Here is a 20,560-nt window from a genome sequence, read left to right as displayed (position 1 = left end):
TGACCCGGCGTGCTGTGCTATACAGTAAGTATGTTGTAACTAATGAGAGTGACTATGGCGACTTACGATCTTATCGAGCGGCTTAACGGCACCTTCCGGGAGATGGAGCAGGCTCTGGCCGCACTAACCGAAGATCTTCAGCAGTGCCGCCTGCTGGCCGCCCGGGTGTTTTCCCTGCCGGAGGTGGTGAAAGGGGCCGAACAGGATCCGCTGAATACAATTCAGGTAAAACAACATCTGGGGCAAGAGGCGCTATCGATGGCCTTGCAGCACTACCGGCACCTGTTTATTCAGCAGCAATCCGAACGGCGCAGCAGCAAAGCCGCCGTCAGGCTGCCAGGGGTGATCTGCCTGCAGTTAGAGAGCAAACGGCGGGAAACGGTTGAAAACCGCATTACGCAGATTAATGAGCTGAAAGCGGCGTTCGAGAAGATCGTCGTTGAGGAGTCGGGCCTCGCCCCCGCCGCCCGCTTTGAATGGGTGCACCGCCACCTGCCCGGCTTGATCACGCTTAATGCCTACCGAACCCTCACGGTGCTGCGCCACCCGGCTACGCTGCGCTTCGGCTGGGCGAATAAACACATCATTAAGAATTTCACCCGCAACGAGGTGCTGGAGATGCTGGAAAAGAGCATTAAAGCACCCCGCACCGTCGCCCCCTGGTCACGGGAGCAGTGGCTGGAGCGTCTGGAGGCGGAATACACGGCCATCGCCGCATTGCCGACCGATGCGCGGCTGAAAATAAAACGTCCGGTGAAGGTGCAGCCTATCGCCCGCGTCTGGTATGCCGGGCAGCAGAAGCAGGTACAGTACGCCTGCCCCACGCCGTTGATTGCGCTGTACGATGCGGATCAGGGGGCGGTGATGCCGGATATCGGGGAACTGCTCAATTACGATGCTGAAAATATTCAGCATCGCTATAAGCCCGAGGCGCAGCCGCTGCATCTGATTATTCCGCGGCTGCACCTCTATGTGGCGACCTGATTATTTCATGCTGCCGACCATCTCTTCCGGGCGGACCCAGCTGTCGAACTCGGCTTCGCTAAGATAGCCCAGCGCCAGGGCTGCTCCCTTCAGGGTCAGCCCCTCTTTATGGGCTTTTTTGGCGATTTCTGCCGCTTTATCGTAGCCGATATGGGTATTGAGCGCGGTCACCAGCATAAGAGACTCATTCAGCAGCTGGCTGATGCGTTCCCGGTTCGGTTCAATGCCCACCGCACAATGTTCGTTGAAGCTCTCCATTCCGTCCGCCAGCAGGCGCACCGACTGCAGGAAGTTATGGATCACCATGGGACGATAGACGTTCAGCTCAAAGTTACCGGATGCACCCCCCATATTGACCGCCACGTCGTTGCCCATCACCTGACAGCAGAGCATGGTCATGGCTTCGCACTGGGTAGGGTTGACCTTACCCGGCATGATGGAGCTGCCCGGTTCGTTCTCTGGAATGCTGATTTCGCCGATGCCGCAGCGTGGGCCCGAGGCGAGCCAGCGGACATCGTTGGCAATTTTCATCAGCGAGGCAGCCAGCCCTTTCAGGGCGCCGTGAGCGTGAACCAGCGCATCGCAGGTGCCCAGCGCTTCAAATTTGTTTGGTGCGGTTACAAATGGCTGGCCGGTAATTGCCGCCAACTCTTCAGCCACCCGCACGGCATATTCCGGATGGGTGTTCAGACCGGTACCTACCGCCGTGCCGCCGAGCGCCAGCTCCGCCAGGTGCGGCAGGCTGTGTTCGATATGGCGCAGGTTGTGCTCCAGCATCGCCACCCAGCCTGAGATCTCCTGACCCAGCGTCAGTGGGGTGGCATCCTGCAGGTGAGTACGACCAATCTTGACGATATCGCTGAACGCCTGGGATTTCGCCGCCAGCGTTTGCTTTAACACATTCAGTTGCGGGATAAGTTGCTCACGCAGAGCGATCACCGCCGCCACGTGCATCGCCGTCGGGAAGACGTCGTTAGAACTCTGGCTTTTGTTTACGTCATCGTTCGGGTGAACCTTGCGCTCCATCCCACGCACACCGCCCAGCAGTTCGCTCGCCCGGTTAGCCAGCACTTCGTTCATATTCATGTTGCTTTGGGTGCCAGACCCGGTTTGCCAGATGGCGAGGGGAAACTCGTCGGGATGTTGACCTGCCAGCACTTCATCGGCGGCACTGATAATGGCAGTGGATTTCTCGGCCACCAGCAGGCCAAGATCCTGGTTTACTTTCGCCGCGGCGCGTTTGGTCAGCGCTAGGGCCTGAATCAGCGAGACGGGCATCTTTTCAGTCGAGATGCGGAAGTGCTCCAGCGAGCGCTGCGTTTGCGCGCCCCAGAGCTTATCCGCCGGGACGTCGATGGCGCCCATGGAATCTTTCTCACTGCGTAACGTTGTCATTACTTTCTCCTTGATAAACAAATGGGATTGCTCACGTGCTTAAGGAATAAGTATTGATGGCTTCAAAGAAAACGCATGGCGCTTTGTGCGCTCTTATTAAGACCGGGTAGCCCAGGGCTACCCGGCAGAAACATCTTTATTTCACGCAAGCCGCGCACTGAGAGGACTGGATCTGCTTGAAGAAGTCGTTGCCTTTGTCATCCACCAGGATAAACGCCGGGAAATCTTCTACTTCAATTTTCCAGATGGCTTCCATCCCCAGCTCAGGATATTCAACGCACTCCAGGCTCTTAATACTGCCCTGCGCCAGCACCGCTGCCGGGCCGCCAATGCTCCCCAGATAGAAACCGCCGTGCTTATGGCACGCATCGGTCACCTGTTGGCTACGGTTACCCTTCGCCAGCATGATCATACTGCCGCCGTTGGCCTGTAGCTGATCGACGTAAGAGTCCATACGCCCTGCGGTGGTCGGCCCCAGGGAGCCAGACGCATAGCCCTCCGGCGTTTTGGCCGGGCCGGCGTAATAGATCGGGTGATCTTTAATGTACTGCGGCAGCCCTTCACCGTTATCCAGACGCTCTTTCAGCTTCGCGTGGGCGATATCGCGCCCCACGATAATGGTGCCGTTAAGCGACAGACGGGTAGAGACCGGATACTGAGAGAGCTGCGCCAGGATGTCACTCATCGGGCGGTTCAGATCTACACGCACCGCTTCACCCTCTCCCGCTCTGCGAAGCTCGGCCGGAATGTATTTACCCGGATTGTTCTCCAGCTTCTCGATCCAGATGCCGCCGCGGTTGATCTTAGCTTTGATGTTACGGTCCGCAGAGCACGACACGCCCATCCCCACCGGGCAAGAGGCCCCGTGGCGCGGCAGGCGAATCACGCGAATATCATGCGCAAAGTATTTGCCGCCAAACTGTGCCCCCAGGCCCAGATTCTGCGCTTCCGTCAGCAGCTCTTGCTCCAGCTGGATATCGCGGAACGCCTGACCGTGTTCGTTACCTTCCGTTGGCAGCCCATCGTAATATTTTGTGGAGGCCAGCTTAACGGTTTTCAGGGTGCTCTCGGCGGATGTACCGCCAATCACAAAGGCGATGTGGTACGGCGGACAGGCCGCGGTGCCCAGGGTACGCATCTTCTCCACCAGATAGTTTTTCAACTTACCGGGGCTTAGCAGCGCTTTGGTTTCCTGGTAGAGATAGGTTTTGTTCGCGGAGCCGCCGCCCTTGGCGATACAGAGGAATTTATACTCGTCGCCATCCACGCTGTAGAGGTCGATCTGCGCGGGCAGATTCGTGCCGGTGTTAACCTCTTTATACATATCCAGCGCCGCGTTTTGCGAGTAGCGCAGGTTGTCTTCGATATAGGTGTTATACACGCCGCGAGCCAGAGCGGCTTCGTCACCGCCGCCGGTCCAGACGCGCTGACCTTTTTTCCCGGAGATGATCGCGGTGCCGGTATCCTGGCAGGTAGGCAGAATGCCCTTTGCGGCGATATCGGAGTTACGCAGGAACTGCAAGGCTACATACTTATCATTTTCGCTGGCCTGCGGATCGCTGAGGATATCCGCTACCTGCTGCTGGTGCGCCGGGCGCAGCATAAAGGAGGCATCGTGGAAGGCCTGCTGCGCCAGCAGCGTCAGGGCCTGCGGATCCACTTTCAGGATCTCCTGGCCTTCAAATTCAGTGACGGAAACGTGGTCGCGGGTTAACAGGTAATACTCGGTTTGATCCTTTGTAAGAGGGAAAGGATCTTGATAATGAAAGGGTTTGTTCGACATTGTGCTCTCACTTACGACATTGCAGATTATGGTTCGGGCAATTTTCCGTTGCCCTCTATAAAAGCGAGTTAGCTTATCCTACACAATTTTTTAACAAAAACTGAGACTAGTACGACTTTTTGCGCCCGCAGGTTACTTCCGGGCGGTTTATTGCTTTAATACGGGCAGTTAATTCTACTTATGAAACAGGGCTTGATAATGCAAAAACTCATCAACTCAGTGCAGAACTATGCCTGGGGAAGTAAAACTGCGTTAACGGAACTCTACGGTATCGCCAACCCAGACCAGCAGCCAATGGCCGAGCTGTGGATGGGTGCCCACCCGAAGAGCAGCTCAAAGATTGACGTTCACGGCGAAGTGAAATCCTTGCGTGACGTGATTGACGGTGATAAAGCCGCATGGCTTGGCGACGCCGTTAACCAACGTTTTGGCGAACTGCCCTTCCTGTTTAAAGTGCTCTGCGCCGCACAGCCTCTTTCCATTCAGGTGCATCCGAATAAACAGGCGTCTGAAATCGGCTTTGCCAAAGAGAACGCGGCGGGTATCCCAATTGATGCCGCCGAGCGTAATTACAAAGACCCGAACCATAAGCCGGAGCTGGTCTTTGCCCTTACCCCCTTCCTGGCGATGAATGCGTTTCGCGAGTTTTCGGAAATCGTCTCGTTGCTGCAACCGGTCGCCGGGGCCCATACCGCTATCGCCCACTTCCTGGAAAATCCCAATGCCGAAGGGCTAAGCCAGCTGTTCGCCAGTCTGCTGAACATGCAGGGCGAGGAGAAAGCCCATGCGCTGGCCGTGCTGGCCGCGGCGCTGAACAGCCAGCAGGGTGAGCCGTGGGAGACCATCCGTCTGATTGCGCAGTTCTATCCGGACGACAGCGGCCTCTTCTCTCCGCTGCTGCTGAACGTGGTGAAGCTGAATCCAGGGGAAGCGATGTTCCTCTTTGCCGAGACGCCGCATGCGTATCTGCAGGGTGTCGCGCTGGAGGTGATGGCCAACTCCGATAACGTGCTGCGCGCAGGCCTGACGCAGAAGTACATCGATATTCCGGAGCTGGTGGCCAACGTCAAGTTCGAGGCCAAACCGGCGGCAGAGCTGTTAACCCAGCCGGTGAAAAACGGTGCGGAACTGGACTTCCCTATCCCGGTTGATGATTTTGCCTTTGCTCTGCACGACCTGAGCCACAACGAAACGGCGATTGCCCAGCAAAGCGCGGCAATTCTCTTCTGCGTTGAAGGGGAAGCGGTACTCAGCCAGGGCGAGCAGCGTCTGGTGCTCAAACCTGGCGAATCGGCCATTATCAGCGCCAGTGAGCCGCCGGTCAGCGTCAGCGGCGTGGGTCGACTGGCCCGGGTTTTCAATAAGCTATAGTCACTTACTGAATTTTTTAACAACTCTTGCTAAGCTAGTGAGAGCCTTTTCCATCACCAGGCGGTATTTACCGCCTGGTTTCATTTTAGGGATAATCAGAATGAAAAAATCGGTCGTAGCGGTTGGCGTTATTGTTGCATTAGGCGTGATCTGGACGGGTGCGTCCTGGTACACCGGAAAACAGCTGGAAAGCCGTCTGGCCGAGATGGTGGCGCAGGCGAACAACGAAATTAAGCGCACCGCCCCGGAAGCCGGGCTGGCGCTGAGTTATCAGGATTATCAGCGCGGGCTGTTCAGCAGCAAAATGCAGCTGGTGGTTAAGCCAGTTGCGGGCAGCCAGGAGAGCTGGCTGAAGCCAGGCCAGAGCGTGGTGCTGGATGAGGTGGTCGATCATGGTCCCTTCCCTGCGGCGCAGCTAAAACATTTCAACCTCATCCCCTCGATGGCGTCGGTGAAAACCACGCTGGTGAATAACGAAGCGACAAAGCCGCTGTTTGATCTGGCGAAGAACCAGTCCCCGTTTGAGGTCAATACGCGCATCAGTTACGGCGGTGACACCTCCTCTGACATCGACCTGAAGGCGCTGAACTATGAACAAGGCGACGAAAAAGTGGCCTTTAGCGGCGGTCACTTCAAGCTGGATGCCGATCGCGAGGGCAACGTCTTCTCGCTGACCGGTGACGCCGCCAGCGGGCTGGTGAACGCGGTTAACGAATATGGCCAGAAGGTTCAGTTGACCTTCAACAACCTGAAAACCGATGGCAACAGCCGACTGACCTCCTTTGACGAACGCATCGGCGATCAGAAACTGACCCTGGATAAGCTGGCCATCGCCGTGGAAGGGAAAGAGATGGCGGTGCTGGAGGGTATGGATCTGGACGGCAAGTCCGAGGTCTCTAAAGATGGCAAGAGCATCGATAGCCAGCTGGATTACACCCTGAAGAGCCTGAAAGTGCAGAATCAGGATCTGGGCAGCGGCAAGCTGGCCCTCAAAATTGGCAATATTGACGGCCAGGCATGGCACCAGTTTAGCCAGCAGTATCGCGCCCAGAGCCAGGCGGCGTTGGCGGACAAAGCGCTGATGGAGAGCAACCCGGCGCTGTACCAGCAGAAAGTGATGGACGCATTCTATGGCAATCTGCCGCTGCTGCTGAAAGGCGAACCGGTGATCACCATTGCGCCGCTGAGCTGGAAAAACAGTAAAGGCGAAACGAACTTCAACCTGTCGCTGTTCCTGAAAGATCCGGCCACCGCGACCGGCGAAGCCCAGACCCTGACCCAGGAAGTGGATCGCAGCGTGAAATCGCTGGAGAGCAAACTGACGGTGCCGGTAGATATGGCGACCGAGCTGATGACCCAGATTGCGAAGCTGGAAGGGTATAAGGACGAGGATGCCGGCAAGCTGGCGAATCAACAGGTGAAAGGCGTTGCGGCGATGGGCCAGATGTTCCGCATCACTACCCTGCAAGATAACGTGATTGGCGCCAGCCTGCAGTACGCTAACGGCCAGGTCACCCTGAACGGACAGAAGATGTCGCTGGAAGAGTTTATTAGTATGTTCGGTATGCCAACGCTGGGTCTGCCGACACCGGCAGCACCTGCTGCTCCTGCGGCGCCTGCTGTTCCTCAGCAGTAAGCCTGAACCTGAAAAGCCCCGCCAGTGCGGGGCTTTTTTTATATCTGGCTTCAGGATTTATTCAAATCGATACGCAAAATGCGCTCTTTTGCCCCTTTCACAAACACGTCCGGATCCCAGTCGCGGTTAAAGCCTTCTTTGATGCCGACAAAGAGCGTATCCATATCCGCTGAGAGCGCCATCTGGTTCGGGTAGACCGGTACCACAAATTCTCTGGTCACCTTGTAGTTTTTCGCATCGATAACGCTAAGGGTACCGCTGGTAAAATTCGTGACGTAAAGCTCGTTATACTTCGGGTTGTATTTTACCGCATTGGCGCCCGCCCCGGTGTGCACGAAGCCGAGCTGGTTGCCATCGCGCAGATCGAAAATATAAAGGCCGTCATCGGGGCCGCTGCGATCTTCATGGTTAAAGACCACCACAAACGCGCGCTGCGAAGCCGAATCCACGGCCAGATTCTGCACGCTGCTGATCTGCGGCTTAACATTTTTCAGGGCGATGGTGCGTTGTACCTTCTGCGTCTTCGCATCGATCTCATTGATATAATCCCGGCCGCCCACGTAGATTTTCTGTGTCTTATCATCCAGCGTCAGGCCATAGGCGGTGCCGCTATAGGCTCCCTCCACTTCCCCCTTCAGCGCCAGGGTTGCCCCATCCAGCATCAACAATTTATGCACCGGCTGCATCCCTTCCCCGCTTTTCAGCATATTGCTGTAACTGACGAAAAGCGTGTCAGAGGCCGGGCTGTAAACCATATGCCGCAGATGTTCGAAGCGCGCATCGGCCGCGTTAGCGAGATTGAAACTCAGCTTGTCACTGGTTTTGAGCAGTTTGCCCGTTTCGCTGTCCAGCAGGCTGATACGCAGCGAAGCCGACTGGGTATGGCCCACATAAAGCCGATGCCGCGTCGGGGCGAGCGCCAGAGAGAAGGCACGGTATGGCATCTCAAGACGCTGCTCTACCGCCAGCGTTTCCGGGTTAAAGGTATAGAGAAAGCCCTTATTGGCCGCCCGGTTCATGCGGTCTGTCACCGCGACGAAAAGATGGTGGCCGCTGTTGTCGTAGGCCAGCTCGTAAAGACCTTCGTTGGCATCCTCAAGATAGTTCGTCGAGAGCGCAAAGCGGGTCAGTTCGCGCGCGGGTGGATCGATGGCCAGCGCCAGAGTGGGGATGAGCGTGGCCAGACAGAGCCCGGCAAGTTGTAGTGATAAACGAGAACGGTTCATAAATTTTCCTGATCAGTGTACAAAAAGTTGATGCTCAGAACTGAATTTCGCCGCCGAAGACGTAAGTCCGCCCGCGCGCGGTGGTGTTCACGCTGGCGCCCTCCTGGGCGTAGTCGAGACTCTGGTTCATGCGGTTGAGGGCTTCGGCGTAATCGCGGTTCGTCACGTTCTGTACGCTAAAGCGCAGCAGGACGTTGTCGGTCATCTGCCAACTGCTATAGAGGTCGATCACCGTCGGGATATTGGGCATCTTCTCTTTAGGAACGCTGTTGGTGTCGGAGCTTATCCCTTCAGTGCTCAGGCGTTTGGATTTACCGGTAAATTTCACCAGGCTGCCAAGGGTGACTTTTTGATCGAACAGACGCCCGCCAATATCCAGCGTGGCGTAGCTCTCGGGAAGATCACTCATATCGCTGTAGGCGAAGGTGTAAATGGTGCTGGCAATAGAAGTGGGCTGGTCGGTCTGCTGTTTGCTCCACGAGAGGTTGGCATAAGCGAAGCCCACATCGTAGCCCGCCTCGATCTCATACCCTTTGGTGGTGACAGGTGTCGTGGTGTTGACGTAGACGTTCGCGTTGAAGCCATCAAATGAGTTCTCAAAGTCATGACAGAGCTGGCCGCTGTAGCAGAGCATAAAGAATTCACTGGTGATGTAATCTTTTATCCGGGTGTGATAAGCCAGTGCCTTCAGGTGGAAACTGTCCTGCTCCAGCAGCAAGCCTTTCTTGTTCACGTTAAAACCGGCCTCCCAGGTCTCGGCTTTCTCGGGCTTGAGGAAGGGGTTCATCGAGGCGCCGCCCTCGTTAGCGAAGAAGACCTCCTGCACATTTGGCGCGCGTGACGAGTGACTCCAGCTCACGAAAGGTTGCAGCCACGGGGTGACCTGTGCAGAGAGCGTGGCCGACGGATTAAAGGCCTTGTCATCCAGTCGGAGCGTGGTGGCCCCCTGTGGGAAACATTTCTCGTTATCGGCACAGGCGGGTTTATGCGCCTCAACCTGGCTGCGGGTATAATTGAGGTTGAGATCAAGCTGGTAGATATCTTTATTCAGCGTCAGTCCTGTATAGAGGGCGGAAATCTTCTGTTTTCCTGCCGGGGCAAAGGCATTGCGATCGGTTTCCGTACTCTGCACAAAACGGCGACTGTAACGCGTATCCATCACCTTGCCGCCTACCTGAAATTCGGCATACAGATCCTCTGCCAGGGTAAACCGGCTGGTGTTATTCAGATCGACAGCATTGGATTTATTGGTGGTGGACGAGCGGTTAAAATTATAGAGCGACTCGGGCTTATAAGATTGATTCCCGCGGCTGGTGCTGGCCAGCAGATTAAAATCGATCAGCTCATTCAGCGGTGCATAGTTATAACGCACCGCATAATCGTCGCTGGTAATATCCCTGCGGGTAAAGGTATTACTGTAATTTCTACCAGAGAGTTCGATTTTATTAAATTCATCCGGATTGAAATTCAGTTTATAGATTTCTGAATGCGGCTCCTGGCGCAGGTATTTATTATCTTCGCCGATAAAATCTTTACTGCTGCGCCCCCCGCCGTTTTTATATGTGGCATAGGTCCGCGTGCCGCTAATGCCGACCATTGCCCCGAGTCCGCCACCGTTGGCAAAGGGATCCGTTTTCCCGGCAACCGCCACCATGCCGGTGCGCCCCAGGCCATTATCTCCGACCTTAAAGCGTGAAAGCACCCCGATCTGTCGCCCCGCCATCAGCACATCATCAACGCCCAGGGTACGCATATTGGCGCTTCCGGCCAGAGCGTTAACTCCCTGAGAACCGGCGCTATTTCCACGTGTGACATCGACCTCGGCCAGGAAGTTAGGATCGAGCGGCACGCCTGCCGCGGTGTTGGCGCCGCCGTGATAGTTCGCCGGAGCCATCCCAAAGAAGGTCTGGGTAACGCCATCCACCATCGTATTGACGCGACCCAGCCCGTTCATCCCGCGGATATTTACGCTCACCGCTCCCTGTAAAGGATCGATTTGGGTATAGGTCCCCGCCATGCTGCGAAGCGAAGCATCCAGACTCTGCAAATTTTTATTCAGCGTCCTTGAGCTGTAAGCGCCCGGCCGGGTATAGCTCTCGACAGAAGAGCCAACCTGTTGTTTCTCCTCCAGCGGATTATCGGTAATGGTTAGCGGTGAAAAGACCGATTCCCCCTCCTGTTCCGCCGCAAAGGCATGACCGTGCACAATAAGCAGCCCGGTCAGCAGCCCCTTAACCATGTGTGACTTTTCCATAATCAATTCCTGATATTTTTATTTTCAAGGAAAAATGAGCAGCCGCGCCCCTCCTTCTTATTTCGAAGGATGACAGCGCATTGCTCAGAGCAAAAAAATCCGCAGAGCGCGTGTTAGTTAATTAGCGCTCCTGCAGGTAATGAAATCGACTTCGCGAAAATGAATTACGTGGATCTGTTTTTATTAGATATTTGTTAAACCAAATTCCACCGGCAATGTGACTATTTGCATGCCGCTTTTGACAATCTCCTTTGGCGGCGGTGGGAGCGGGCTCGCCTTCTCCAGCGCCATGAGTGCCGCTCTGTCCAGTGACAGCGTGCCGGACGAGGAGACCAGCTGTGAGCTCAGCACATCGCCCCGCTCATTGACGCGAAACATAATCACGGCCGTACCGGAGCGTTTACGCCGACGAGCATCTTGTGGGTAGTTGCGCATTTTGTTGATCTTGCCTTTAACCAGCGATTCCCAGCCGATTTTACGCTGGCTGATATGCGCCGAATCGGTATCCAGCGGGGCGGCGGTACGCTGCGTCTGCACCGTCTGAACTGGCGGGGCGGCCAGACTGGTCATGCTTGCGTTGCCCTTCTCCTCTTTTTGCTCTCGCTGGGCTTTTTTCTTTATTTCCCTCTTTTTTCTACTTTCGGGTTTCGGGCTGGCGGCGGCCAGTTTAACCTCAGCGTCGTCGCGTTCAGGCAGCGCTGGCGCTTCCTTTTGCCGCGCGGTCTCCTGTTCACTCATTGCCTCCAGGCTACGCTGCTGACTAATACCGGGCGGTGAGTCGGGATGGATCAGCGAAACCTCAAACTCTGTAGATTGTTCCATCATTACGGCGGCAGGCATCGGCGCGTCCTGCTCCCGCGTGAAGTGAAGAAGAAAAGGCATGGCCAGTGCAAAATGAAAGAGGACGCTTGCAGCACCGCTTCTGAGCCATGAAGCGCGCGGTAGGGCCGTTATCTGAGCGTTCATCGGGAAACGGGCACCGACCAGACAAAATCAGCCTGTTTTGCCGATACCGTGGTGCCGTCCGTGGTAAGCATGACCACTATCGGCGCCTCCGCGTGTAAATCTGCCATGTGCAGCGGCACGCCAATGTCTTTCGCTGCATGGTAGCCTCCTGCAATTAATAAAGCCGGGCGCGGCGCCTTGCGCAGCTGTTCCGCCATAAAGCGATCTCGCTGTTGCTGGATGGCGATCATCGCGCGCATCTGGTCGTCTTCGATCTTCCGGTCGTGCATCAGCCAGATGATGGCCGACAGGGCTTCATGCACCTTCGGCTGCGAGGCATGCTCCCCCGCAGGGAAAACCGGGTGCGTGTAAAGTTCGCTGACCTGCTGGCGGCTGATATTTGCGGCGAGCAGCGGATAAGGTCCTTCCAGCGCCGTCATGACCAGTTCACCATATAGCGCCCACGGCCAGCCTGGATCCCAGCGTAAGGCTTGCGCCGCGCGGTTACTGCTTACCGTCGTGCCAGATCGCGTCGCCTCCTTCACCCGATTGACCGCCTCCTGCTGGCTGCTGTTGATCATCTCCAGCAACACGCTCCCCTGCGGACGACGCTTATTCAGGTTTTGCAGTAGCGCATTTTCAATACGGTGATGTTCCACATTGGTATGCTCTTCGCCAACAATCACCATGGGGGCGGTCGCCAGGCGGGCAAACAGTTGCTCCGGGGTCAACGTCTCGCCAGTTGCGGTATCGCGTATCGAGGCGCGCGCTGTGTCGATAGAGGAGAGTGGCTGCTTTTCGGTCGGCAGACTGTGACAGCCGCCAAGCAGCAATGCGCTGCAGAGCAAGAACGAAGTAAAAGCGTATTCCATACGTAATCCCAGTTTCAGACGCCATTTTTTAGCATTATTTTTATATGCTATTAATTTGCGCAGAATTATATTCAGTAATGATAATAATTATCAATATCATTCGCATTCACATAATTAGTGGGGAGATTTGCATCAAGGGGGCGGTTCCCGCGAAACGCGTCGCCGGGAACCGGAATGAAGAGAACGACTTAGCTGGTTGCAACCAGGCGTGCAGGGAAAATGTGATGCCCCATCGGCAATTCGGTTTTTTCGATACGCTGCATAATACGGTCTGCCAGCTGATAACCCATTTCACGGGCAGGCGTGGTCGCCCAGACAATGGGCAGATCGTCCAATGCGTTTTCTGCGACGTCAGCGAAGGCTCCCAACCCGATCTGCTGATCAAAGAAGGTCCCCACCCCGCTCTCCCCGCTCTGCCGCCCGGCGCGAATCAGGCCAAACCACGCCCCCATGGCAATGGTTTCGTTGTAGCAGATCACCGCGCTCAGGGTCGGATTGTGGCGCAGCAGTGTGCCCATCGCTTCGGCCGCTTTTTTCTGACTGGATTCACACTCCACCACCCACTCGCTATGGAAAGGCAGGCCATATTTCAGCAGGGTGGCGCAGTATCCGCCGACGCGCTCGGCGCGGGTCAGAGAAGAACTTTTACCGCCGAGCCAGGCGATGCGCTGATGACCGCGGCGAATAAGATGTTCGGTCAGCATTTGTGCGGCCTGCATATTGTCCGGGCGTAGCGTATCGGCTTCATCGAGATAACTTGCCCGCGAGGCAAACACCAGCGGGATGCCCTTTTCGGCCGCGCGTTCACACAGCTCGCTACTCACTCCCGAAGCACCGGCAATGATCACCCCGTCTACACCCTGAGTTAATAACATTTCGAGACGCTGCACTAACTGCCCGGCCTCACGCCCGCCATGCAGCAGAAAGACCATCCGCCCCTGCGCCTCCAGCGCTTCGGTCAGCCCCGCGGTCAGTTCAGCGTAAAAGGGAGAAGTCAGGTCGCGCACGATAAGCCCAATCACCCCGCTCTGCCCGCCGCGCAGCGATGCCGCCTGGCGATTACGCACAAAACCCAACTGCTCCACGGCGTCGTTAACGCGCTGGCCGGTCGCGGGAGAGATTCGCCCTTTGCCGCTCAGAACCAGCGATACCGTGCTGACAGAGACCCCCGCCGCCAGCGCGACATCGTTAATCGTGATTTTTTTTGCTACTGCCATACGCTCCCGCCACCCTTGTGTTCCATTCCGGTAAAACGTTTTATCAATAGGTTATATTTATACTGCCTGTCAAAGCCTGAGAATGTGATTTACACCGCACTAAATCTTGATAAAACGTTTTATCTTTTCGCAGCATCGAAGCCGCTACACTGATTTTAACAATAAAGGAGTCGTTTGATGACGACGAAAACAACACAAAAAGTCTCGCTATGGGAATTTTTCCAGCAGTTAGGAAAGACCTTCATGCTGCCCGTTGCCCTGCTCTCCTTCTGTGGGATTATGCTCGGTATCGGCAGTTCATTAAGCAGTCACGACGTAATCAGTCTGATCCCGGTGCTGGGCAACCCGGTGCTGAAGGCCATTTTCGTCTGGATGAGCAAGCTCGGTTCTTTTGCGTTTAGCTTCCTGCCCGTCATGTTTTGTATCGCTATCCCGCTGGGCCTGGCGCGCGAAAATAAAGGCGTGGCCGCGTTTGCCGGTTTCGTTGGTTATGCGGTGATGAACCTCGCTGTCAACTTCTGGCTGACGGCGAAAGGTATCCTGCCAACGACCGATGCCGCCATCCTGAAGGCCAACAATATCCAGAACGTGATTGGCATTCAGTCCATTGATACCGGTATCCTCGGGGCGGTGATCGCAGGGGTCATTATCTGGTTACTGCATGAGCGTTTCCACAATATCCGCCTGCCCGATGCGCTGGCTTTCTTCGGCGGCACCCGTTTTGTCCCCATCATCACTACCCTGGTGATGGGGCTGTTTGGTCTGGTGATCTCGTTGATCTGGCCCGTATTTGCGCTGGGTATTACCGGCATCGGTCACATCATCAACAGCGCGGGCGACTTTGGACCGATGATTTTCGGTACCGGCGAGCGTCTGCTATTGCCCTTTGGTTTACAGCATATTCTGGTGGCGCTCATCCGCTTCACCGAAGCCGGCGGCACCATGGACGTATGTGGCAACTCCGTAAGCGGGGCGCTGACCATCTTCCAGGCGCAGCTGAGCTGCCCGACCACCCACGGCTTCTCTGAAAGCGCCACCCGTTTCTTATCGCAGGGCAAAATGCCCGCTTTCCTCGGCGGCCTGCCAGGTGCAGCGCTGGCGATGTACCACTGCGCTCGCCCTGAGAACCGCCATAAAATTAAGGGCTTGCTGATCTCCGGCGTAATTGCCTGCGTAGTCGGCGGCACTACCGAGCCAATCGAATTCCTGTTCCTGTTCGTCGCCCCGGTGCTTTACCTTATCCACGCCGTACTGACCGGGATTGGTTTTACTACCATGGCGGTGCTGGGCGTGACTATCGGCAATACCGACGGCAACGTTATCGATTTTGTGGTGTTTGGAATCCTGCATGGTCTGTCGACCAAATGGTATCTGGTACCAGTGGTGGCCGCGATCTGGTTTGTGGTCTATTACGCCATTTTCCGCTTCGCCATCACCCGCTTTAACCTGAAGACGCCGGGCCGCGATATCGATACCGCGGCTGCCGTTGAGCAGGCCGTGGCCGGCGTGACCGGTAAATCGGGCTATAATACCCCGGCTATTCTGGCGGCGCTGGGCGGCGCTGATAACATTACTTCGCTGGATAACTGCATTACCCGCCTGCGTCTGTCGGTTAAGGATATGTCCCTGGTAGACACCAACGCCCTGAAGGCAAACCGCGCCATCGGCGTCGTGCAGCTGAATCAGCACAACCTTCAGGTAGTCATTGGCCCACAGGTACAGTCAGTAAAAGATGAGCTGGCGACGCTGATGCGAACGGTAGAAGCCTGACGTCTCGCCCCCTTCTGCAGAAGGGGGCTTTTTCATTAAGGACGAAAAATGTTTGATTTTTCCACCGTCGTGGATCGCCACGGCACCTGGTGTACCCAGTGGGATTATGTGGCAGACCGCTTCGGTGCTGCCGATCTGCTGCCGTTTACCATCTCCGATATGGATTTCGCCACCGCCCCCTGCATTATCGACGCGCTGCATCAGCGAATTGACCACGCCGTATTTGGCTATAGCCGCTGGAAGAATGCTGAGTTTCTTGCCGCCGTGGCCCACTGGTTCCGCCAGCGTTTTCACTGCGCAATTGACACCGAGGCCCTGGTTTATGGCCCGTCGGTTATCTATATGGTCTCGGAACTGATTCGTCAGTGGTCGCAGCCCGGCGACGGCATCGTGGTTCATACCCCCGCCTACGATGCGTTTTACAAAGCAATTGAAGGAAATGGACGCCAGGTTGTCGCCCTCCCCCTGCACAGGGATGCTGAGGGCTGGCAGTGCGATATGACGGCTCTGGAGCATGCTCTGGCGCAACCGCAGAACAAAATTTTACTGCTGTGCAGCCCGCAAAACCCGACGGGGAAAGTCTGGTCCCGGGAAGAACTGACCCGGATGGCCCAGCTCTGCGCACGCCACAACGTGGCGGTGATTAGCGACGAAATTCATATGGATATGGTCTGGAGCGGCCATCAACATACTCCCTGGAGCGCAGTGGCGCAGGGGCCATGGGCGTTACTCACCTCGGGCTCCAAGAGCTTTAATATTCCGGCGCTCACGGGGGCGTATGGTCTGATTGGGGATGAGGCGACCCGGGCGGCTTATCTGGATGCGCTCAAAGGCCGGGATGGATTGTCATCACCGTCGGTGCTGGCGCTGGTTGCCCACATCGCCGCCTATCAGCAGGGCGAACCCTGGCTGGATGCCCTTCGCCACTATCTTGAAGAGAATCTGCGCTTCGTCGCCACGACGCTTAACCACGCTTTCCCGCAGTTGAACTGGCAGCCGCCGCAAGCTTCTTACCTCGCCTGGATCGATCTTCGCCCGCTCGATATTGACGACAAAGCGCTGCAGAAAGTGCTGATTGAGCAACAAAAGGTAGCGATAATGCCCGGCTATACCTATGGTCAGGAGGGGGTTGGCTTTGTGCGCCTTAATGCGGGTTGTCCACGCAGCAAACTGGAACAAGGGGTGGCGCGCTTAATTGCCGGTATTTATGCCTTAAACGAGTGATACCCTACCTGAGCCGCGCCCTGGTCGTAACCGGGGCGCTTGCTTTTCTGTCGCACCGCGTCGACATTTATTCATTATATCAATTAGTTAATGGCATTATTGTGATGATGCGCCAGTCTTTCCGCTTAACGGCGGCGGTTCGCGAGTGGCCCATGGGGTGTTAGTGACCCTGCGTGTTTATAGCGGGTATACGCTGCGCTGCCGGTCCGCTGGATAGCGAAAGAAACTGCTCCTGCGGTACGCTTCCCCCGCAGCAACCTTTTTACCTGCGGGTTAACGCAGCATTTTAAATACATTATTGACCTGTTGTATAATGACCTGCACTTCACCTAAATAAGAGTGCGTCCATGATTGATACCCGCCTGCCTTTAACCGACATCCATCGTCACCTTGATGGCAATATTCGCGCCCAGACTATCCTCGACCTTGGCCGCCAGTTTAATTTGACCCTGCCCGCCCAGTCGCTTGAGGCGCTAATTCCGCACGTTCAGGTGACTCAAAACGAACCGGATTTGGTGAGTTTCCTTAGCAAGCTGGACTGGGGGGTGAAAGTGCTCGCCTCGCTGGATGCTTGTCGCCGCGTCGCATTTGAAAATATTGAAGATGCCGCGCGCAATGGTCTGCATTATGTGGAGCTGCGATTCTCGCCGGGGTATATGGCTATGACCCACCAACTGCCGGTAGCCGGTGTGGTAGAAGCGGTTATCGCCGGGGTACGTGAAGGCTGCAACGCGTTTCCGGTAGAGGCGCGTTTAATTGGCATTATGAGCCGCACCTTCGGTGAGTCCGCCTGCCTGCAAGAGCTGGAAGCGCTGCTTGCCCATCGCGATCAGATCACGGCAATCGATCTTGCCGGTGACGAGCTGGGCTTCCCGGGTAGCCTCTTCCTGTCCCACTTTAACCGGGCGCGTGATGCGGGCTGGCACATTACCGTTCATGCGGGCGAAGCCGCAGGCCCTGAAAGTATCTGGCAAGCGATTCGTGAGCTGGGCGCTGAGCGGATCGGTCACGGGGTGAAAGCCGTAGAAGACCCCGCGCTGATGGCGTTCCTTGCCGAGCAGCGCATTGGCATCGAATCCTGCCTGACCTCCAATATCCAGACCAGCACCGTGCCGTCTTTGGCACAGCATCCGCTGAAAACCTTCCTGGAACAGGGCGTACTGGCCTCGATTAACACTGACGACCCGGCGGTTCAGGGCGTGGATATCATTCATGAGTACAACGTAGCAGCACCGCAAGCGGGGCTTAGCCGGGAGCAGATCCGCCAGGCGCAGATTAACGGACTGGATATTGCGTTCCTCAGCCAGGCAGAAAAAACGGCGCTGATTGCCCGCGTGCAGAACGGCTGAGTGATTCCCCGCCGCCTGGCGGGTTTAGCGTTGTCGTCCCTGGCGGCATAGCCACCGCCAGAGGACAGGCTATCAAGTGAGATTCAATGCTGCGCGATGCTTCGCCGACTCAATACCGAGCTCGATCAGCTCCATAATCTGAATCGCCTGGCTGGCCGGTACCGGGTTTTCGCCGTCGCCGTTCAGGGCATCGCGGATCCCCGCGTAGTACGCCGGATAGTTCCCCGGCAGCGTCAGCCAGGTCTCTTCGACGCGTTCTTCACCTTCCACACGGGTTAGCACGCCATCACGCATGTCATAACCCCAGTCTTCCTGCGGCAGACGCTCACCATTCTTCAGGCGATCTTCCTGCGGGTCGAGGCCGTATTTCACATAGCTACCCCGGGTACCGTGCACGATATAGCGCGCCGATTCCGCCGCCGCCAGCATGGTGCCGTGCAGTACAACGCGACGCTGGGGATAGCTCAGAACCGCATGGAAATAGTCCGTCGCCTGCGCGCCAGGGCGCAACTGGGCCAGGTCCACCGACAAGCTGACCGGCAGGCCAAACAGGTTGACCGCCTGATCCAGCAGATGGGGTGCCAAATCGTACCAGATGCCGCTGCCCGGCACTGCCTGTTCACGCCAGCGGTCGCGCACTTGCGGACGGAAGCGGTCAAAATGTGATTCAAAGAAAGCGACTTCGCCCAGCGCACCCTCGGCAATCAACGCTTTTACCGTCAGGAAATCGCTATCCCAGCGACGGTTGTGAAAGACCGACAGTAAACGTCCCAGGCTTTTCGCCAGCGCGTCCAGCTCGCGGGCCTGTGACAACGTCACGGTAAACGGTTTATCGACCACGACATGTTTGCCCGCTTCGAGTGCCGCTTTCGCCAGGGGGAAGTGTGTATCATTGGGGGTAGGTATAACGATTAAATCGATATTGGGGTCGTTGAAGAGTTGCTTCGGCTCAGAAACCACCGGGACGGTTGGCCAGTCCGCATGAACTTTCGTGGCATCACTACTTGATATTGTCGCCAGCTCCATTCCTGCCGTTCCCGCAATCAGGGGGGCGTGGAACGTTTTACTGGCGTAACCATAACCTATTAATCCAACGCGGATTTTATCGCTCATGACGTTGCCTCTCATCTTATGACCCTTCTATTTCACACGATCTCTCCTGCCCTCACAATAAATTAATACCGAAGGGGAGGCAGCCCCGGCGCGCCTTAAATAAGTAAAATCTTATATCAAATTATAACCTACTGTTTACCATCACAAACCCAGTCCGCAAAGCGCTTGCCGCCACGCGTACTGCGCTGTAAAATTTAGCCCCTGTATTTATGGATAAAACAAATATCAACGATGATGACGTCAATTATTAATCGAATTATTGAGTTAACGGGATGGATTGTCCTGGGGGTCTCTGTGATCCTGCTGGGTGTCGCCAGCCATATTGATAACTATCAGCCTCCCGTCCCCGTAACCAGCGAGGCGCCGCATAAGTAACGCCCTCCTAAAAAAGGGTGACATATGATGTCAGTTGCTTATTGCCAGCGATGATGAACAGCGCTAATCTTCTTCCCCAGGCGTCGGTCGACGCCTGACTTCATCGGCAAAGAAAACTCTTAATTGTGCATGGTGCGCTGTGCAATTTGTTTACCTCTTTTTTTATCCGTTTATTATTCGAACGAATTACCCTGCTGGTATTACTAACTCTTAAATGGAAACTTATTAAAATGACAGTTCAGGACTATTTATTAAAATTTCGTAAGATCAATTCTCTTGAAAGTCTGGAAAAATTGTTTGATCACCTGAACTACACCCTTACAGATAATCAGGACATTATTAGTATGTACCGCGCCGCCGATCATCGCCGCGCAGAACTGGTCTCCGGTGGGCGTTTGTTTAATATCGGCGAGGTGCCAAAGTCCGTCTGGCGCTTCGTACAATAAGAAAGTAGCCATTAGCGCGAAATGTTATATAATCTTGCCCCGGCTATTCTGCCTACGATTTCGCGCTAACTTTCGGGAGATACCATGACCACAACCGCTGGAGAAAGAATTGGAGGCTGGTTACTTGCCCCTCTCGCCTGGTTGCTGGTGGCACTATTAAGCGCATCGCTGGCGCTGGTGCTTTATTCAACCGCTTTAATTACGCCGCATGCTCTCGAGACCCTCAGTGCGCAAAATACCAGTAATAAAGTGATGTGGTTTATTTCCTTCGGTTTCGCCATCGCCATGTGGTACTACACCCTGTGGCTGACTATCGCCTTCTTTAAGCGACGTCAATGCGTACCAAAACACTATATTATCTGGCTGCTGGTTGCGGTGTTATTAGCGGTGAAAGCCTTCGCTTTCTCGCCGGTTTCTGATGCGCTGGCCGTTCGTCAACTGCTCTTCCCGCTACTGGTTACGGCGCTCTTCGTTCCCTACTTTAAGCGCTCTGTACGCGTGAAGCAGACCTTTGTGAACCCGTAATAACCTTACAGTTATCCTGTTGTCGCTTACCGGGCTTTGTCCGATAATAGGCGGCTTTTTTATTTCAGGCTGAAT

At 55.6% G+C, this 20,560-nt stretch carries 17 protein-coding genes; 9 read left to right on the top strand and 8 right to left on the bottom strand.

Annotated features, from left to right (window positions below; all coding sequences use genetic code 11):
- Positions 1-54: 54 nt before the first annotated feature.
- Complete coding sequence (gene tus, locus JZ655_RS09480) at positions 55-984, top strand: DNA replication terminus site-binding protein (RefSeq protein ID WP_207293651.1); 930 nt, start codon at positions 55-57, stop codon at positions 982-984.
- On the opposite strand, the gene fumC is transcribed toward tus, so the two are convergent.
- Positions 985-2,379, bottom strand: a complete 1,395-nt coding sequence (gene fumC, locus JZ655_RS09475) for a class II fumarate hydratase (RefSeq protein WP_040075874.1) — start codon at positions 2,377-2,379, stop codon at positions 985-987.
- Between the two features lie 136 nt (positions 2,380-2,515).
- The gene (gene fumA, locus JZ655_RS09470) at positions 2,516-4,162 is read right to left on the bottom strand and encodes a class I fumarate hydratase FumA (protein ID WP_207293650.1); all 1,647 of its coding nucleotides are present in this window, start codon (positions 4,160-4,162) and stop codon (positions 2,516-2,518) included.
- A gap of 198 nt (positions 4,163-4,360) precedes the next feature.
- Between fumA and manA the strand changes: the two genes are divergently transcribed.
- Both manA and JZ655_RS09460 read left to right on the top strand, forming a co-directional pair.
- Positions 4,361-5,533, top strand: a complete 1,173-nt coding sequence (gene manA / locus JZ655_RS09465; protein WP_207293649.1) for a mannose-6-phosphate isomerase — start codon at positions 4,361-4,363, stop codon at positions 5,531-5,533.
- Between the two features lie 100 nt (positions 5,534-5,633).
- A complete protein-coding gene (locus JZ655_RS09460) occupies positions 5,634-7,169 on the top strand; it encodes a YdgA family protein (RefSeq protein ID WP_207293648.1) in 1,536 nt (511 codons plus the stop codon).
- A gap of 50 nt (positions 7,170-7,219) precedes the next feature.
- Here the strand turns inward: JZ655_RS09460 and JZ655_RS09455 are convergent, their stop codons facing one another.
- The 5 genes from JZ655_RS09455 to JZ655_RS09435 form a co-directional block, all read right to left on the bottom strand.
- Entirely contained in the window at positions 7,220-8,395 is a 1,176-nt protein-coding gene (locus tag JZ655_RS09455; RefSeq protein WP_207293647.1) for a YncE family protein, read from the bottom strand.
- 34 nt (positions 8,396-8,429) lie between these two features.
- Positions 8,430-10,649 (bottom strand): TonB-dependent receptor domain-containing protein, encoded by a 2,220-nt coding sequence (locus tag JZ655_RS09450; protein ID WP_207293646.1) that lies wholly within the window; start codon positions 10,647-10,649, stop codon positions 8,430-8,432.
- Between the two features lie 183 nt (positions 10,650-10,832).
- Positions 10,833-11,489 (bottom strand): energy transducer TonB family protein, encoded by a 657-nt coding sequence (locus tag JZ655_RS09445; protein WP_242637308.1) that lies wholly within the window; start codon positions 11,487-11,489, stop codon positions 10,833-10,835.
- 122 nt (positions 11,490-11,611) lie between these two features.
- Positions 11,612-12,466, bottom strand: a complete 855-nt coding sequence (locus JZ655_RS09440; protein WP_207293645.1) for a ChaN family lipoprotein — start codon at positions 12,464-12,466, stop codon at positions 11,612-11,614.
- Between the two features lie 188 nt (positions 12,467-12,654).
- The gene (locus JZ655_RS09435) at positions 12,655-13,683 is read right to left on the bottom strand and encodes a Mal regulon transcriptional regulator MalI (RefSeq protein WP_207293644.1); all 1,029 of its coding nucleotides are present in this window, start codon (positions 13,681-13,683) and stop codon (positions 12,655-12,657) included.
- A 177-nt stretch (positions 13,684-13,860) separates the two neighbouring features.
- On the opposite strand from JZ655_RS09435, the gene malX reads away from it, so the two are divergent.
- The 3 genes from malX (at position 13,861) to add (ending at position 18,026) form a co-directional block, all read left to right on the top strand.
- The gene (gene malX / locus JZ655_RS09430; protein WP_207293643.1) at positions 13,861-15,453 is read left to right on the top strand and encodes a maltose/glucose-specific PTS transporter subunit IIBC; all 1,593 of its coding nucleotides are present in this window, start codon (positions 13,861-13,863) and stop codon (positions 15,451-15,453) included.
- Positions 15,454-15,501: 48 nt separating this feature from the next.
- Positions 15,502-16,677, top strand: coding sequence for a MalY/PatB family protein (locus JZ655_RS09425; protein WP_207293642.1), 1,176 nt, complete (start codon positions 15,502-15,504; stop codon positions 16,675-16,677).
- Between the two features lie 347 nt (positions 16,678-17,024).
- Positions 17,025-18,026: an adenosine deaminase gene (gene add / locus JZ655_RS09420; protein WP_207293641.1), complete on the top strand. Its 1,002-nt coding sequence runs from the start codon at positions 17,025-17,027 to the stop codon at positions 18,024-18,026.
- 72 nt (positions 18,027-18,098) lie between these two features.
- Here the strand turns inward: add and JZ655_RS09415 are convergent, their stop codons facing one another.
- Positions 18,099-19,139 carry an oxidoreductase gene (locus tag JZ655_RS09415; RefSeq protein ID WP_207293640.1) on the bottom strand — a complete coding sequence of 347 codons (1,041 nt, stop codon included), beginning with the start codon at positions 19,137-19,139 and terminating at the stop codon, positions 18,099-18,101.
- Positions 19,140-19,385: 246 nt separating this feature from the next.
- On the opposite strand from JZ655_RS09415, the gene blr reads away from it, so the two are divergent.
- The 3 genes from blr (at position 19,386) to JZ655_RS09400 (ending at position 20,485) form a co-directional block, all read left to right on the top strand.
- Positions 19,386-19,514 (top strand): division septum protein Blr, encoded by a 129-nt coding sequence (gene blr, locus JZ655_RS09410; RefSeq protein ID WP_172657838.1) that lies wholly within the window; start codon positions 19,386-19,388, stop codon positions 19,512-19,514.
- Positions 19,515-19,744: 230 nt separating this feature from the next.
- Positions 19,745-19,960, top strand: a complete 216-nt coding sequence (ydgT, locus tag JZ655_RS09405) for a transcription modulator YdgT (RefSeq protein WP_040078505.1) — start codon at positions 19,745-19,747, stop codon at positions 19,958-19,960.
- An 84-nt stretch (positions 19,961-20,044) separates the two neighbouring features.
- A complete protein-coding gene (locus JZ655_RS09400) occupies positions 20,045-20,485 on the top strand; it encodes a DUF2569 domain-containing protein (RefSeq protein WP_040075890.1) in 441 nt (146 codons plus the stop codon).
- The last annotated feature ends 75 nt before the right edge of the window (positions 20,486-20,560 follow it).

Source organism: Leclercia pneumoniae (genome assembly GCF_017348915.1).
Taxonomy (GTDB): Bacteria; Pseudomonadota; Gammaproteobacteria; order Enterobacterales; family Enterobacteriaceae; genus Enterobacter; species Enterobacter pneumoniae.
This window is presented reverse-complemented; position numbering and strand designations above follow the sequence as displayed.